This window comes from Alloalcanivorax venustensis, assembly GCF_047495515.1.
GTDB lineage: Bacteria > Pseudomonadota > Gammaproteobacteria > Pseudomonadales > Alcanivoracaceae > Alloalcanivorax > Alloalcanivorax venustensis.
Map to the genome: position 1 here is coordinate 3,426,750 of NZ_CP179934.1, position 14,598 is coordinate 3,441,347.

Below are 14,598 nucleotides of genomic sequence, written 5' to 3' on the forward strand. Positions count from 1 at the left end.
TCACGCACTCAGTCGTTTTCCAGCTCGATATTGATACCGAGAGACCGGATTTCCTTCAGCAGTACGTTGAAGGATTCCGGCATGCCCGGATCCATCCGGTGGTCGCCGTCGACGATGTTCTTGTAAATGCGGGTACGGCCATTTACGTCGTCGGACTTCACGGTGAGCATTTCCTGCAGGGTGTAGGCGGCGCCGTACGCCTCCAACGCCCAGACTTCCATCTCACCGAAGCGCTGACCACCGAACTGTGCCTTACCACCCAGCGGCTGCTGGGTCACCAGGCTGTACGAACCGGTGGAGCGGGCGTGCATCTTGTCGTCCACCAGGTGGTTCAGCTTCAGCATGTACATGTAGCCGACGGTCACCTTGCGGTCGAACGGTTCGCCACTGCGGCCGTCCCACAGCTGGATCTGACCGGAGCGGTCGTAACCGGCCAGCTCCAGCAGCGCCTTGATCTCGAACTCCTTGGCACCGTCGAATACGGCGGTAGCCATGGGCACGCCGGCCCGCAGGTTCTCGGCCAGCTCCATGATGTCGGCTTCGCTGAAGCTGCCCCACTCCTCGTCGGTGCCGCCGGCGCCGGTCTGGTTGTAGATCTGGTCCAGGAAATCGCGCACCTCGGTGGCTTTCTTTTCCTGATCCAGCATCTCGCCGATGCGCTCGCCCAGGCCTTTGGCCGCCCAGCCGAGGTGGGTCTCGAGAATCTGACCCACGTTCATCCGCGACGGTACACCCAGCGGGTTGAGCACCACGTCCACCGGCACGCCGTGCTCGTCGTACGGCATGTCTTCCTCGGGCATGATCACGGAGATCACACCTTTGTTACCGTGACGGCCGGCCATCTTGTCACCGGGCTGGATGCGACGCTTGATCGCCAGGTAGACCTTGACCACCTTGAGCACGCCGTGGGACAGGTCGTCGCCGCCGGAGATCTTGGACTGCTTGTCCTTGTAGCGCTCGTCCTGCTCTTTCTTGTGCTGCTCCAGGTACTGATGGGTACGCTCGAGCTGCTCGGCCACGTCGTCGTCGGCGGGGCGCAGTTCGAACCACTGGGCCGCGTCCAGATCGTCCAGGATCGCGTCGGTCAGCTCGGTACCACGCTTGAGGCCGGCACCGCCGTTGACCTTCTTGCCCACCATCACGGTGCGCAGACGGTCCAGGCTGTCCCGCTCGAGAATGCGGTACTCGTCCTTCAGGTCCTTGCGGAACTTGTCCAGCGCGTCCTGCTCGATCTGCTTGGCGCGCTCGTCTTTCTCGACGCCGTCACGGGTGAACACCTGAACGTCGATCACCGTGCCTTTCACGCCGGAGGACACACGCAGGGAGGTGTCCTTCACGTCGGACGCCTTCTCGCCGAAGATGGCACGCAGCAGCTTCTCTTCCGGCGTCAGCTGGGTTTCGCCCTTCGGCGTCACCTTGCCCACCAGAATGTCGCCGGCTTCCACTTCCGCACCGATGTAGACAATACCGGACTCGTCCAGCTTGCCCAGCGCCGCCTCGCCCACGTTGGGGATGTCGGCGGTGATTTCCTCGGCGCCCAGCTTGGTGTCCCGGGCGATGGCGGTCAGTTCCTGAATGTGGATGGAGGTAAAGCGGTCCTCTTTCACCACACGCTCGGAGATGAGGATGGAATCCTCGAAGTTGTAACCGTTCCAGGGCATGAACGCGACGCGCATGTTCTGGCCCAGGGCCAGTTCACCCATGTCCACGGACGGGCCGTCGGCCATGATGTCGCGGGCGGAGACCCGGTCACCCACTTTCACCAGCGGACGCTGGTTGATGCAGGTGTTCTGGTTGGAGCGGGTGTACTTGGTGAGGTTGTAGATATCCACACCGGCTTCGCCTTCCACCACCTCATCGTCGTTCACTTTAACGATGATCCGGGAGGCATCCACCTTGTTCACCACGCCGCCACGCTGGGCCACCACGCAGACGCCGGAATCGCGGGCCACGTGACGCTCCATACCGGTGCCCACCAGGGGCTTCTCGGCACGCAGGGTCGGTACCGCCTGGCGCTGCATGTTGGAGCCCATCAAGGCGCGGTTGGCGTCATCGTGCTCCAGGAACGGAATCAGGGACGCGGCCACGGACACCACCTGGCGCGGGGAGACATCCATATGGGTAATGGTGTCCCGCTCCATGACGGTGAATTCGTAACGGTGACGCACGGTGACGAAGTCTTCAACGAAGCCGCCGTCGTCGGTCATCTTGGCGTCCACCTGGGCGATCACGCACTCGGCTTCCTCGATGGCGGAGAGATACTCGATCTCGTCGGTCACCTTGCCGTCGATCACCTTGCGGTAGGGGGACTCCAGGAAACCGTACTCGTTGGTGCGCGCGTAGCTGGCCAAGGAGTTGATCAGGCCGATGTTCGGACCTTCCGGCGTCTCGATCGGACATACCCGGCCGTAGTGGGTCGGGTGCACGTCGCGCACTTCGAAGCCGGCGCGCTCACGGGTCAGGCCGCCCGGGCCCAACGCGGAGACACGACGCTTGTGCGTGATCTCGGACAGCGGGTTGTTCTGGTCCATGAACTGGGACAGCTGGGAGGAGCCGAAGAACTCCTTCACCGCCGCCGCCACCGGCTTGGCGTTGATCAGGTCCTGGGGCATCAGGCCCTCGGACTCGGCTAGGCTCAGGCGCTCTTTCACGGCGCGCTCGACACGGACCAGGCCGACGCGGAACTGGTTCTCGGCCATTTCGCCCACGGAACGGATGCGGCGGTTGCCCAGGTGATCGATGTCATCGGTCACGCCGTTGCCGTTGCGGATGTCCACCAGCGTCTTCAGTACGTCGATGATGTCGGAGGTCTCGCCGCCGATCTGCTCGTAGTACTGCTTGCCTTCGTCATCGGTGCGGTTACTGAAGTAGCGACCGTCATAGATGATACCCGGGCCGGTGACGTCCTCACGGCCCAGACGACGGTTGAACTTCATCCGGCCCACGCCGGACAGGTCGTAGCGCTCGTCGGTGAAGAACAGGTTGCGGAACAGGTTCTCCGCCGCTTCCTTGGTGGGCGGCTCGCCGGGGCGCATCATGCGATAGATTTCCACCAGCGCCTCAAGGGGGCTGCGGGTGGGATCGGCACGCAGGGTGTCGGACATGAACGGCCCGTTGTCGAGATCGTTGGTGTACAACGTCTCGAACCGCTTGATGCCGCCCTTCTCCAGTTTCTCCAGCGCGTCGGCGCCCAGCTCGGTATTACACTCCAGCAATACCTCGCCGGTTTCCTCGTCGATGATGGACTTGGCGAGGTAACGGCCCTGGAGGTATTCGGCGGGAATTTCCAGGTATTCGATATTGGCTTTTTCGAGCTGGCGGATGTGACGCGCGGTTACCCGGCGGCCACGTTCCACCACCACTTCATCGCCGGCCAGGATATCGAACGTCGCGGTTTCACCACGCAGACGTTCCGGCACCAGGCGCATGCGATACACACCGTCTTCGACCAGAATCTCGTTGGTCTCGAAGAAGATGTCGAGAATTTCATCGGAGGTGTAGCCCAGCGCGCGCAGCAGGATCGTCGCCGGCAATTTGCGGCGGCGGTCGATACGCACGTACACCATGTCCTTGGGATCGAACTCGAAGTCCAGCCAGGAACCACGGTAGGGAATCACCCGGGCGGAATACAGCAGCTTCCCGGACGAGTGCGTCTTGCCCTTGTCGTGGTCGAAGAACACGCCGGGAGAACGGTGCAGCTGGGACACGATGACCCGCTCGGTACCGTTGATCACGAAGGTACCGTTTTCGGTCATCAGGGGGATTTCACCCATGTAGACCTGCTGCTCACGGATGTCCTTGATGGCGCCATTGGACTCTTTGTCGTAGATCACCAACCGGATACGCACGCGCAAAGGCGCGGCATAGGTGGTGCCACGAATGATGCATTCCTTGACATCGAAAACGGGTTTGCCGAACTCATAGCCGGCATACTCGAGTGCCGCGTTCCCGGAGTAGCTTGATATCGGGAATACGGACCGGAAGGCCGCTTCCAGGCCTTCTTCAAAGCGCTCATCGGCGCTTTTGTCGTGTTGCAGGAACTTGCGGTAAGAATCGAGCTGTATGGCCAGAAGGTACGGAACCTCCATGACCTTTGGAAGCTTGCCGAAATCTTTGCGGATCCGCTTTTTCTCAGTGAATGAGTATGCCATCTGCGTTCCTCGGCTGTTGACCTATCACCCCTGGGTGATACTTCTGTACGAAACCCTTCATACAGAAACGACAAAAGGCTGGCAGCCCTTAAGCTGCCAGCCGGCGTCTTTCCGTCATAATGTGGAAAGACATAACGCTCTCGCGCTTACTTGAGCTCAGCAGTACCGCCGGCCTCTTCGATCTTTTTCTTGATCTCTTCGGCTTCGTCCTTGGAAGCGCCTTCCTTGACCGGAGCGGGTGCGCTCTCAACCAGTTCTTTCGCTTCTTTCAGACCCAGACCGGTCACTTCGCGCACTGCCTTGATCACGCCGACTTTCTTGTCGCCGAAACCGGTCAGAACCACGTCGAACTCAGTCTGTTCTTCGGCGGCGGCACCAGCGTCACCACCAGCGGCTGCGGGAGCAGCGGCAACGGCGGCAGCGGCGGTTACGCCGAACTTCTCTTCCATGGCCTCGATCAGTTCAACGAGGTCCATAACACTCATATCAGCTACTGCGCTGAGGATATCTTCTTTGGAAACGGCCATTTTCAATCTCCTAAAATCACCGTACGGGCGATCCCGAGTGAATCGGGTAGTTACGCTGCCGGCCTGAGGCTCAGGCAGCTTCCTGCTGTTTCTTGTCCTTCACAGCGGCCATCGTGCGAACAAACTTGCCCGGTACCTCGTTGAGGGTGCGGACAAACTTGGCCACCGGGGCCTGCATGACGGACATAAGCTGAGCAATGGCTTCATCACGGGTGGGCAGCTTCGCCAGGATGTCGATATCCTTAGCGTCGTAAGCCACACCGCCTATCGCCAATGCTTTAACTTCGAGCGCGTCGTGGTCCTTGGCGAAATCCTTGATGAGACGGGCAGCTGCGCCCGGATCTTCTTGGGAAAAAGCCAGAACCGTGGGGCCGACCAGCGCATCGGTGAGGCACTCATACTCAGTACCTGCAACGGCGCGCTTGGCCAACGTGTTCCGAACAACTTTCAGATACACGCCGGTTTCGCGGGCCTTGAGACGGAGATTGGTCATTTCCGCCACAGAGAGACCACGATAGTCGGCAACCACGGCGGACAGCGCTTCGGAAGCCGCAGCATTCACCGAAACCACAATCGCCCGTTTGTCCTCCAGATTCAAAGGCACGATTTACCTCCTGGATTCACAAACTTAACCGGATTCATCGACTGCCTTGCTGATGTACCCGGCGGTTGCCATGACCGGTTGCCCGGTCGGTATCGCGGAAGCCAGCCCCTGCTTTGACACAGGATTTGTAACTACCGCGCCTGCGCAGGCGGTTACCCTTTAATCGCGGACGGAAACTTGGCTCATAAAGCCAGACTCCATTCACGTCAGCGGACCTGCGGTCTTTGACGCCCCGTCGGCCGCGCCTCTTGCGAGGCCGCCGCCGGGATCAAAGCCCTTTGGACCGGCCTAAGCCGGCCCGTTTTCTTACATGGCCAGGGAGGCGGGATCGATCGCCAGGCCCGGGCCCATGGTGCTGGAAAGCGTGACCTTCTTGAAATACGCCCCTTTCGCGGAAGAAGGCTTGGCCTTCTTCAGGTCGTTGATCAGCGCTTCCACGTTTTCCTTGATGGCGTTGGCGTCAAAACCCACCTGACCCACGGTGCAGTGGATGATGCCGCCCTTGTCGGTGCGGTAACGCACCTGACCGCCTTTGGCGTTCTTAACCGCCTGGGCCACGTCCGGAGTCACGGTGCCCACCTTGGGGTTGGGCATCAGACCGCGGGGACCCAGGATGGTGCCCAGCTTACCGACCACGCGCATGGCGTCCGGAGAAGCGATCACCACGTCGAAATTGATCTCGCCGCCCTGAACCTGCTCGGCCAGGTCGTCGAAACCGACCACGTCCGCGCCGGCTTCCTTGGCTTCTTCCGCCTTGGCGCCCTGAGCGAATACGGCGACGCGCACGGTCTTACCGGTACCGTGGGGCAGCACGGAGGCGCCACGCACGTTCTGGTCGGATTTACGCGGGTCGACGCCCAGATTCACGGACACGTCGATGGATTCCTTGAACTTCACGGTGGACATCTCGGCCAGCAGAGTCACGGCCTCTTCCACCGGGTACAACTTGCCCGGCTCGATCTTTTCACGGATGGCGCGGGCGCGCTTGGACAGCTTAGCCATTGGTTAGTCCTCCACGTCCAGGCCCATGGAACGGGCGGAGCCCGCGATAGTGCGCACTGCGGCGTCCAGATCCGCGGCGGTGAGATCAGGCTCCTTGGCCTTGGCGATCTCTTCCAGCTGCGCCCGGTTCACCGTGCCCACCTTCTTGGTGTTGGGCTCACCGGAGCCGCTCTTGATGTTGGCCGCTTTCTTCAGCAGGTAAGACGCCGGCGGCGTCTTCATGGTGAAGGTAAAGGAGCGGTCACCGTAAACGGTGATCACCACCGGCACCGGCGCACCCTGATCCATCTGCTGGGTCTGGGCGTTGAAAGACTTACAGAATTCCATGATGTTCACGCCGTGCTGGCCCAGAGCGGGACCCACCGGCGGTGAGGGGTTAGCCTGACCCGCTGCCACCTGCAGCTTGATGTAGGCTTCTACTTTCTTAGCCATGATAAGACTCCTTGGGTTCAAGCGCCCGGGAACGGGCTCCCCTGAGGTTGGTCATCCGCCTTCCGCCACAACAGCGGAAGACACCAGGGATCAGGTCTTCTCGACCTGTCCGAATTCCAGTTCCACGGGGGTGGAGCGACCGAAAATCAACACCGCCACGTGCAGGCGGCTCTTTTCGTAGTTCACTTCTTCCACCACGCCGTTGAAGTCGGCGAAAGGCCCGTCCGTAACGCGGACCACTTCGCCCGCCTCGAACAGGGTTTTCGGCTTCGGCTTTTCCACCGCATCGTCCATGCGGCGAAGAATGGCGTCCGCCTCTTTCTGGGTGATCGGCGACACGCGACCCGGATTTTTCGGATCCTCGCCGATAAAGCCCATCACCTTGGGCGTCTCCTTGACCATGTGCCAGGAGTCGTCGTTCATTTCCATGTGCACCAGCACATAACCGGGAAAGAACTTGCGCTCGGACCGGCGCTTCTGGCCGGCGCGCATTTCCACCACTTCTTCGGTGGGCACCAGAATCTCGCCAAACAGCTCCTCCATGGAGTTGAGCTTGATCCGCTCCTCCAGGGACCGCTTGACGTGCTTTTCAAAGCCGGAATAAGCGTGTACCACGTACCAACGCTTTGCCATGTGCACCCCTTAGCCGATGAGCATCGAGATTGCGCCGTTGAGCACCCAGTCGAGCACGAACAACAGCAAAGCCACGATCAATACGAACACCAGAACAATCGCCGTGGTTTGCAGCGTTTCCTGGCGCGTGGGCCAGACCACCTTGCGCAGCTCCACCATGGAATCCTTGCGCAACTGGTTGAACGCCTTGCCTTGCTCGGTCTGCAGGGCCACGAAGGCCGCCAGCAGAGCCACCACCACGACGCCCAGCGCCCGATACAGGGGGGACATGTCGGAGAAATAGCTGTTACCGGCCACGGCGGTGACTACCAATGCAGCCACCACCAGCCATTTGATGCCCTCCAGAACGGAGGAGGAGCCAGACTGCCCTTGTGCTTTCTCAGTCATCTGCCGATGCACCCCGCCGCCCGAATGGCAGCTCTGGGAAATTTGGCAGGCCAGGAGGGACTCGAACCCCCAACAGCCGGTTTTGGAGACCGGTGCTCTACCAATTGAACTACTGGCCTGTAACTTTACAAATGCAACAGCCGGGGCATGAAAGCCCCGGCCATCAACACACTAACTGTCTTACTCGATGATCTTGGACACCACGCCGGCGCCAACGGTGCGGCCGCCTTCGCGGACCGCGAAGCGCAGGCCTTCTTCCATGGCGATCGGTGCGATCAGCTCGACGCTCATCTGCACGTTATCGCCCGGCATCACCATCTCGGTGCCTTCCGGCAGCTGGCAAGCGCCGGTCACGTCGGTGGTCCGGAAGTAGAACTGCGGACGGTAGCCGTTGAAGAACGGGGTGTGACGGCCGCCCTCGTCCTTGCTCAGCACGTACACCTCACCCTCGAACTTGGTGTGCGGGGTGATGGAGCCCGGCTTCGCCAGCACCTGGCCACGCTCTACTTCGTCACGCTTGGTTCCGCGCAGCAGCACGCCCACGTTCTCGCCGGCACGACCTTCGTCGAGCAGCTTGCGGAACATCTCAACGCCGGTGCAGGTGGTCTTCATGGTGTCTTTCATACCCACGATTTCCATCTCGTCACCCACCTTGATGATACCGCGCTCCACACGACCGGTTACCACGGTACCGCGGCCGGAGATGGAGAACACGTCCTCGATCGGCATCAGGAACGGCTGGTCCACGGCGCGCTCCGGCTCCGGGATGTACTCGTCCAGGCACTCCACCAGCTTGGCTACCGCCGGCATGCCGATGTCGCTGGTGTCACCTTCCAGCGCCTTCAGCGCGGAACCGGTGATGATCGGGGTGTCGTCGCCCGGGAAGTCGTAGTCGCTGAGCAGCTCGCGGATCTCCATCTCAACCAGCTCGAGCAGCTCTTCGTCGTCCACCATGTCCGCTTTGTTCAGGAACACAACGATGAACGGAACGCCGACCTGACGGGACAGCAGGATGTGCTCGCGGGTCTGCGGCATCGGGCCGTCGGCCGCGCTCACCACCAGGATCGCGCCGTCCATCTGCGCCGCGCCGGTGATCATGTTCTTCACGTAGTCGGCGTGACCCGGGCAGTCAACGTGCGCGTAGTGACGCTTCGGAGAGTCGTACTCAACGTGGGAGGTCGCGATGGTAATACCGCGCTCACGCTCTTCCGGCGCGTTATCGATGGAATCGAACGCGCTCGCGGAACCGGTGCCCCAGGTCTCGAAACAGACCCGCGTCAGGGCGGCGGTCAGCGTGGTTTTACCATGGTCAACGTGACCGATGGTGCCTACGTTTACGTGCGGTTTGTTACGTTCAAACTTTTCCTTTGCCACGACTCTCTACCTCTCAACTTGGTTGTGCATCCCCGTCTGAACGGCGCGTCTGCCTGGAAAAACACAATACGGACCGCAATATCGCGGGCCACCCGGGCACCACCAAGACACATGAAGCCGGACCCGGGTTCTACCCGGGCCCGGAAATTGGAGCTCATGACCGGATTTGAACCGGTGACCTCACCCTTACCAAGGGTGTGCTCTACCTACTGAGCTACATGAGCGTAAACTTCATATTGCCTTGTCAGGCATCCAAATTGTCACCACAGCCTGGAGCGGGCAGCGGGAATCGAACCCGCATCATCAGCTTGGAAGGCTGAGGTTCTACCGTTGAACTATGCCCGCGAACCTTCCTATGCCTGCCAGCCTGTCGGCTTAAATCTGGTGGAGGGGGGAGGATTCGAACCTCCGAAGCTTTCGCGTCAGATTTACAGTCTGATCCCTTTGGCCACTCGGGAACCCCTCCAGAAAAGGGCCTACATTCTCTTTACGCCCCAACCCCTTGTCAACATCTTTTCAGGGATTTTCAAGCTCTTAGCGAGCGTAAAGTGGAGCTGGCGAGAGGAGTCGAACCCCCGACCGGCTGATTACAAATCAGCTGCTCTACCAACTGAGCTACGCCAGCAGCATAAGGGCTGCGCATTCTATAGAAAGCCCATCGGGGGTGCAATGATTGCCGCGGCGATTATCCGTTTTGTCGTGCCGGGGTCCGGCAGGCCACCCGATCGCGGCTCACCGCCGGGTTGCCGACCAGAAAATCCTCCAGCGCCGCGGCGCCGTCCGCCCTTTCCGGCATGTACAACCAGTATTCGGTCACCGGCCGCGAGGTCTCACGCACAAAGGCCGGATAACCGGCATTATGCATTTTCACGCGCAGCCCTTCGGCGGACTCCTCGCTGGTGAAATAGCCCAGGGAAATGGCGTTGGCGTCCTCCCCGGCCTTGACGATAAAGCTGTCCACGCCCCGGGACTGCAGCTCGCTGAGCACTTCCAGGGCCCGCTCGCGGCTGTCGTAGGGGGGCAGGTAAACCCAGTTGAGGTGGTCTTTCTGAACCGTCACCGCGCGGATCGTTGCCGCCAACCCGGCCGCTTCCAGCTGCACGCGGGCGCGCTCCGCCTCGCCGCGGGCCGACCAGGGCCCGACCACCGGGCACAACCCCGGGCGCGCCGGTGCATCCGGGCGCAGGGCCCGGTCCGGCTGCGGCGCCTCGCTCAACAGCCGCAGAGCGGGAGCGTCGGCAGACTCACCGGCGTCGGCGCGCTCAATAATGGCCGATGATCCGCCACCCCAAACGGCGTCGGATACCAGCTGCCAGCCCAGGTAGACCAGGTTCACCACCAGAAGGCTGTAAAAGACCCATCGCACCGACTGTCGCCCCCAAGCTTTATTATTGACGTGCCGCCACCCGCTCCAGACCGTCCAGCACCAGGTCGGGCAAATGCATGAATTCAAAGGAAAAGGCGGAGCTGAGCTCGTCCGCGTCGCCGCCGGTCACCAATACCTTGCAAGTATCCGGAAGGCGTTCACGCAGTTCAACCACCACATCCGTGACGAACGCCACAGACATGCGCAGGAGGCCGTTATGGACGCACTCCCCGGTGGAGCGCCCCAGCGTCAGGCGGGGGCGGGCCTGGTCCACGTGGACGTCGGCGGTGTCGCGCAGCAGCGCACTGCGCAGCATGCCCAGGCCCGGCACGATGTAGCCGCCCAGAAAACGGCCCTCGCCATCAATCGCGTCGATGGTGAGGGCGCTGCCGCAATCGATAATGATGCCGGCACCGAAGCGTTGCCAGCACTCCACCAGGGCCACCCAGCGGTCCACGCCCAGCCGGCGCGGCTCCGGGTAGCAGTTGCTGACCCCGAAGTCCTCCTGCCGGGAGTAGTAGAACCGCGGGGGCACCCCGGTACGCGCCTCGATCAAGGCGCCGATGCGCTCATCCGCTTCCGCGCCGGCCACCGACGCCACCCAGATCTGTTCGAATCCGGCCGCGCCGGCGTCCAGCGGCGCCTGCAGGGCCCGGGGCCAGTCACGGCCGTGGGCGGCGCCGCCCTGCACGGTCCCGTCCGCCCCACGGCGGCGCCATTTCAAGGCGGTGTTCCCCACGTCCACGAACAACTTCATTGTAATCTCAAGCTCACTTCGCCGCCGTGCATGTAATGGATCTCTCCGTCTATTTCCACCCGCAGGGCGCCGTCCTCGGACACGCCCCGGGCCACCCCGGTGCGCTGACCGGCGCCAGTATGAATCACCACCGGCCGGTCCCGGCAGACGTCCATTTGATCGAAGGCCGCCGTGAACGGCGCGAAGCCGTCCACTGCGAACCGGTCAAGCATGGTGAGCAGCTCGCCGGCCACGGCGGTGGCCAGCCGCGTGCGGTCCGGCGGCGCCGCGCTGGCGCGGCGCAGGTCCGTCCAGTCCTGGTCGATGGCCTCGGCCTGGTGGTCGCTCATGGCCACGTTGATGCCGACGCCCACCACCACCTGGACCTGCCCCTCCATCTCGCCGGCCAGCTCAATCAGAACGCCGCCCAGCTTAGCGCCGTCCACCAGCAGGTCGTTGGGCCACTTCAGGCCCAGCCCCAGCTCCGGCACGGTGTCCGCCAGGGCCCGGCCTACGGCCACCCCGGCGGCGAGACTCAACCCGCCCAGCGACGAGAAGCCTCCGGACAGCTGGTACAGCACGCTCAAATAGAGGTTGGCGCCGAACGGCGATTGCCACTGCCGGCCGCGCCGGCCGCGCCCGGCGCTCTGGTACTCCGTGGTCACCACCACTGGCCCGCCGGCGTCCGCCGCCAGGGCCATGGCGTCGGCGTTGGTGGACTGCGTCACGGGTTGAAAGTGAAGCTCGGCGCGGCCGCGCAGGGCCTCCTCGAGGGCCGCCGGATCGAGCGGATCCAGCGCCCGGCTAAGACGGTAGCCCTTGCCGCGCACCGACTCCACGGACAGACCGTAGGCCTCGGCGGCCCGCTGCAGACGTTTCCAGATGGCGGCGCGGGAGACACCGAGCGCCTCACCGAGGTCACCTCCGGAGTGGAAGCGGCCGTCGGCGAGCAACCGGATCAGATGCAGGTCCGGATCGGAATCCTTCAACGATTACTGCTCCCAGATCACACCACGGGACGCCGCCCAGGTGGGCAGGTCCGCCTCGTAGTATTTCTCGATCTCGTTGCGCTTGAGCTTGAGGGTCGGCGTAATCAGGCCGTTCTCCACGGTCCAGGGAGTCTTGCAGACCACCAGGGCGTTGAGGCGCTCGTGGGCGTCGATCTGGCTGTTCACCTTCTCAAGCAAGGCGTTCAGTGACTGGGTGAAGTGCTCTTTCTCAGTACCCTTGCTGAGCTTTTCCTGCTCCTCGGGGGTGAGGTTGAGCAGCGCGATCGGCTGCGCCATGTTGGCGCCGATGACGCAGGCGAGCTCCACGCCGGGCTGGCTGGCGAGCCGGTTTTCGATCGGCGCCGGCGCCACGTACTTGCCCTTCTCGGTCTTGAAGATCTCCTTGATCCGGCCGGTGATGCGAAGACGGCCGCGGCCGTCGATCTCGCCCACGTCGCCGGTCTTCAGCCAGCCGTCCTCGGTCAGCACCTCGGCGGTCAGGTCGGCCTGCTTGTAGTAGCCGCTCATGTTGGCGACGCTGCGCACTTCCACCTCGCCGGCCTCGCCGATGCGGCATTCAACGCCGTCGTTGGGGGTGCCGACCCAGCCGATCTGCTGATCACCCTGCTCGGTGGTGTGCGACCAGCCGAAGTTTTCCGTCATGCCGTACACTTCCAGGATTTCCAGATCCATCTTGTTGAACCAGGAAATGATGTCCGTGGACAGCGGCGCGGCACCGGACAGCGCCACGCGGCATTCGTCCAGGCCCATGGCGCCGAGCACCTTCTTCTTGATCACCTTGTTGAGCAGCGGAATCTTGAGCAGCGTATTGAGCTTCTTGGGCGGCAGCGCCTCGGAGGCTTTCTGGTAGAACTTGGACCAGATACGCGGCACCGCGAAGAACAGGGTGGGCTTGGCGCGCTTGATGTCCTCGCCGAAGGTGTCCAGCGACTCGGCGAAGTAGACGGTATTGCCCACGTACAGCAGCGCCATTTCCACGGCGGCCCGCTCGGCCACGTGGGACAGCGGCAGGTAGGAAATCATCCGGTCCGAAGGTTCCAGGTTGTAGACCTGGATCACCTTGGCGCCCACCGCGGACATGCTCTTGTACTGGTGCATTACCCCTTTGGGGACGCCGGTGGTGCCGGAGGTATAGATGATGGTGGCGAGATCGTCCGGCCCCGGGGATGCGGCTTCGGCGAGCGGCTCCTGCTTGGCGACGATGTCGGTCCATACCGGCACCTTGCCGCGCACTTCGTCCGGCGCCAGCGAGAACGCCACCTGTTTGACGCCCTCGGGCACGCCGTCCTTCATCATGCCCCAGTCATCCAGCTTGCCGACGAACAGCAGCTTGGACTCGCTGTGCTCGAGAATAAGCCGTACGGAATCCGCCAACAGGGTCGGGTACAGCGGCACGCTGACGCCGCCGGCGACCCAGATCGCCAGGTCGGCGATGATCCACTCGGCGCAGTTTTTGGAGACCAGCGCCACGCGGTCGCCGGCCTGAATGCCTTCGGCCTTGAGATAGGCGGCCATGCGGTAGGCCTCGTCGGCCACCTCGTTCCAGGTATAGCGGCGCACCTGGTCGCCACCCAGCGGCTGGACCATGGCAACACTGTCGCCTTGCTGACGGCGGCGGTCTTCCAGCGCCTGGACGGGGGTCTTCATGGCGGCATTATTGTCATTCGTCATAGTGATCACCTTTTCCCAAACCAAAAACACGAGTTAATACGGCGGGCGCCGGCGCGGCGCCGCGGCCGCTGTTTTATTTAACGATCATTTCCGGGGCCATCGGATAGGCCCGGAACACCGGCCCCATGAACACCGCGACCCCGAGACCCCAGGCCGCGTTCAGCATAAAGCCGCCGACCCAGGTGGTGGCGCTGACCGGGATACCTTTCATGGGGAATACCAGAAGCATGGCGACGACGGTGGGCGCGATGGCGCCGAACAGAACGGCCACCGACCAGTAGAGGTGGGCCGGCTTAAAGCGGATCAGCCACCATAACGGCAGACCCCAGACGCCGCCCCAGAACGCCAGCGACAACACGGCGGGCACGCCCAACGGCGCGGACGGCGCCCAGTTATAAGGAGAAACCGGCACCACCGCCGCGGCATGGAGCAGCGCCAGCAGGCCTTGATGGAACACCAGGGTAGCCAGAAAACCGGCCACAAAGGCCTTCACCCACTGCATAGAGCCTCCAATCACCGACGTAACTTACTGAGCATAGAGATACATGGGCATGGGATAAAGGGTGGTGAGGGAAAATCGGGGGTTTTGGGGTGGCCCTGGGGAAGAAAGGTTGTTTGGGGAGCGGGGCTTGTGGGAGCGGGTCTTGTGGGAGCGGGTCTTGTGGGAGCGGGTCTTGTGGGAGCGGGTCTTGTGGGAGCGGGCCT

13 protein-coding genes and 5 tRNA genes are annotated in these 14,598 nt (G+C 62.5%); all 18 read right to left on the bottom strand.

Annotated elements, in window-relative coordinates; all coding sequences use genetic code 11:
* Positions 1-8: 8 nt before the first annotated feature.
* The 18 genes from rpoB to ACMG4O_RS16170 all read right to left on the bottom strand — a co-directional run bounded on the left by rpoB (position 9) and on the right by ACMG4O_RS16170 (position 14,395).
* Positions 9-4,151 (bottom strand): DNA-directed RNA polymerase subunit beta, encoded by a 4,143-nt coding sequence (rpoB, locus tag ACMG4O_RS16085; protein WP_142949708.1) that lies wholly within the window; start codon positions 4,149-4,151, stop codon positions 9-11.
* A 146-nt stretch (positions 4,152-4,297) separates the two neighbouring features.
* Positions 4,298-4,678 (bottom strand): 50S ribosomal protein L7/L12, encoded by a 381-nt coding sequence (gene rplL / locus ACMG4O_RS16090; RefSeq protein ID WP_067606407.1) that lies wholly within the window; start codon positions 4,676-4,678, stop codon positions 4,298-4,300.
* 70 nt (positions 4,679-4,748) lie between these two features.
* The gene (gene rplJ, locus ACMG4O_RS16095; protein WP_142949709.1) at positions 4,749-5,282 is read right to left on the bottom strand and encodes a 50S ribosomal protein L10; all 534 of its coding nucleotides are present in this window, start codon (positions 5,280-5,282) and stop codon (positions 4,749-4,751) included.
* Between the two features lie 306 nt (positions 5,283-5,588).
* The gene (gene rplA, locus ACMG4O_RS16100; RefSeq protein ID WP_067609358.1) at positions 5,589-6,284 is read right to left on the bottom strand and encodes a 50S ribosomal protein L1; all 696 of its coding nucleotides are present in this window, start codon (positions 6,282-6,284) and stop codon (positions 5,589-5,591) included.
* A 3-nt stretch (positions 6,285-6,287) separates the two neighbouring features.
* Positions 6,288-6,716: a 50S ribosomal protein L11 gene (gene rplK, locus ACMG4O_RS16105; RefSeq protein WP_142949710.1), complete on the bottom strand. Its 429-nt coding sequence runs from the start codon at positions 6,714-6,716 to the stop codon at positions 6,288-6,290.
* Between the two features lie 90 nt (positions 6,717-6,806).
* On the bottom strand, positions 6,807-7,349 hold the full coding sequence (gene nusG / locus ACMG4O_RS16110; protein WP_142949711.1) for a transcription termination/antitermination protein NusG: 543 nt from the start codon (positions 7,347-7,349) through the stop codon (positions 6,807-6,809).
* A 9-nt stretch (positions 7,350-7,358) separates the two neighbouring features.
* On the bottom strand, positions 7,359-7,736 hold the full coding sequence (gene secE, locus ACMG4O_RS16115; protein ID WP_067606418.1) for a preprotein translocase subunit SecE: 378 nt from the start codon (positions 7,734-7,736) through the stop codon (positions 7,359-7,361).
* Between the two features lie 43 nt (positions 7,737-7,779).
* Positions 7,780-7,855: transfer RNA gene (locus ACMG4O_RS16120), tRNA-Trp, on the bottom strand.
* Between the two features lie 61 nt (positions 7,856-7,916).
* Positions 7,917-9,110: an elongation factor Tu gene (gene tuf / locus ACMG4O_RS16125; RefSeq protein WP_142949704.1), complete on the bottom strand. Its 1,194-nt coding sequence runs from the start codon at positions 9,108-9,110 to the stop codon at positions 7,917-7,919.
* A gap of 148 nt (positions 9,111-9,258) precedes the next feature.
* Positions 9,259-9,334, bottom strand: a tRNA-Thr gene (locus ACMG4O_RS16130).
* A gap of 47 nt (positions 9,335-9,381) precedes the next feature.
* Positions 9,382-9,455 (bottom strand) — tRNA-Gly (locus tag ACMG4O_RS16135).
* 37 nt (positions 9,456-9,492) lie between these two features.
* Positions 9,493-9,576, bottom strand: a tRNA-Tyr gene (locus ACMG4O_RS16140).
* An 83-nt stretch (positions 9,577-9,659) separates the two neighbouring features.
* Positions 9,660-9,735 (bottom strand) — tRNA-Thr (locus ACMG4O_RS16145).
* A gap of 60 nt (positions 9,736-9,795) precedes the next feature.
* A complete protein-coding gene (locus ACMG4O_RS16150) occupies positions 9,796-10,476 on the bottom strand; it encodes an SPOR domain-containing protein (protein WP_290508864.1) in 681 nt (226 codons plus the stop codon).
* A gap of 22 nt (positions 10,477-10,498) precedes the next feature.
* A complete protein-coding gene (locus ACMG4O_RS16155; protein ID WP_194856956.1) occupies positions 10,499-11,233 on the bottom strand; it encodes a type III pantothenate kinase in 735 nt (244 codons plus the stop codon).
* A complete protein-coding gene (locus tag ACMG4O_RS16160; RefSeq protein ID WP_142949714.1) occupies positions 11,230-12,201 on the bottom strand; it encodes a biotin--[acetyl-CoA-carboxylase] ligase in 972 nt (323 codons plus the stop codon). The genes ACMG4O_RS16155 and ACMG4O_RS16160 overlap by 4 nt, the downstream gene beginning before the upstream one ends.
* 3 nt (positions 12,202-12,204) lie before the next feature.
* The gene (locus ACMG4O_RS16165) at positions 12,205-13,893 is read right to left on the bottom strand and encodes an AMP-binding protein (protein ID WP_335629375.1); all 1,689 of its coding nucleotides are present in this window, start codon (positions 13,891-13,893) and stop codon (positions 12,205-12,207) included.
* A gap of 73 nt (positions 13,894-13,966) precedes the next feature.
* Positions 13,967-14,395 carry a hypothetical protein gene (locus ACMG4O_RS16170; RefSeq protein ID WP_335629374.1) on the bottom strand — a complete coding sequence of 143 codons (429 nt, stop codon included), beginning with the start codon at positions 14,393-14,395 and terminating at the stop codon, positions 13,967-13,969.
* Positions 14,396-14,598: the final 203 nt, after the last annotated feature.

Coding starts and splice junctions, on each gene's coding strand:
- rpoB (WP_142949708.1), bottom strand. CDS start 4,151: ATGGCATACTCATTCACTGAGAAAAAGCGGATCCGCAAAGATTTCGGC.
- rplL (WP_067606407.1), bottom strand. CDS start 4,678: ATGGCCGTTTCCAAAGAAGATATCCTCAGCGCAGTAGCTGATATGAGT.
- rplA (WP_067609358.1), bottom strand. CDS start 6,284: ATGGCTAAGCTGTCCAAGCGCGCCCGCGCCATCCGTGAAAAGATCGAG.
- rplK (WP_142949710.1), bottom strand. CDS start 6,716: ATGGCTAAGAAAGTAGAAGCCTACATCAAGCTGCAGGTGGCAGCGGGT.
- nusG (WP_142949711.1), bottom strand. CDS start 7,349: ATGGCAAAGCGTTGGTACGTGGTACACGCTTATTCCGGCTTTGAAAAG.
- secE (WP_067606418.1), bottom strand. CDS start 7,736: ATGACTGAGAAAGCACAAGGGCAGTCTGGCTCCTCCTCCGTTCTGGAG.
- ACMG4O_RS16155 (WP_194856956.1), bottom strand. CDS start 11,233: ATGAAGTTGTTCGTGGACGTGGGGAACACCGCCTTGAAATGGCGCCGC.
- ACMG4O_RS16165 (WP_335629375.1), bottom strand. CDS start 13,893: ATGACGAATGACAATAATGCCGCCATGAAGACCCCCGTCCAGGCGCTG.
- ACMG4O_RS16170 (WP_335629374.1), bottom strand. CDS start 14,395: ATGCAGTGGGTGAAGGCCTTTGTGGCCGGTTTTCTGGCTACCCTGGTG.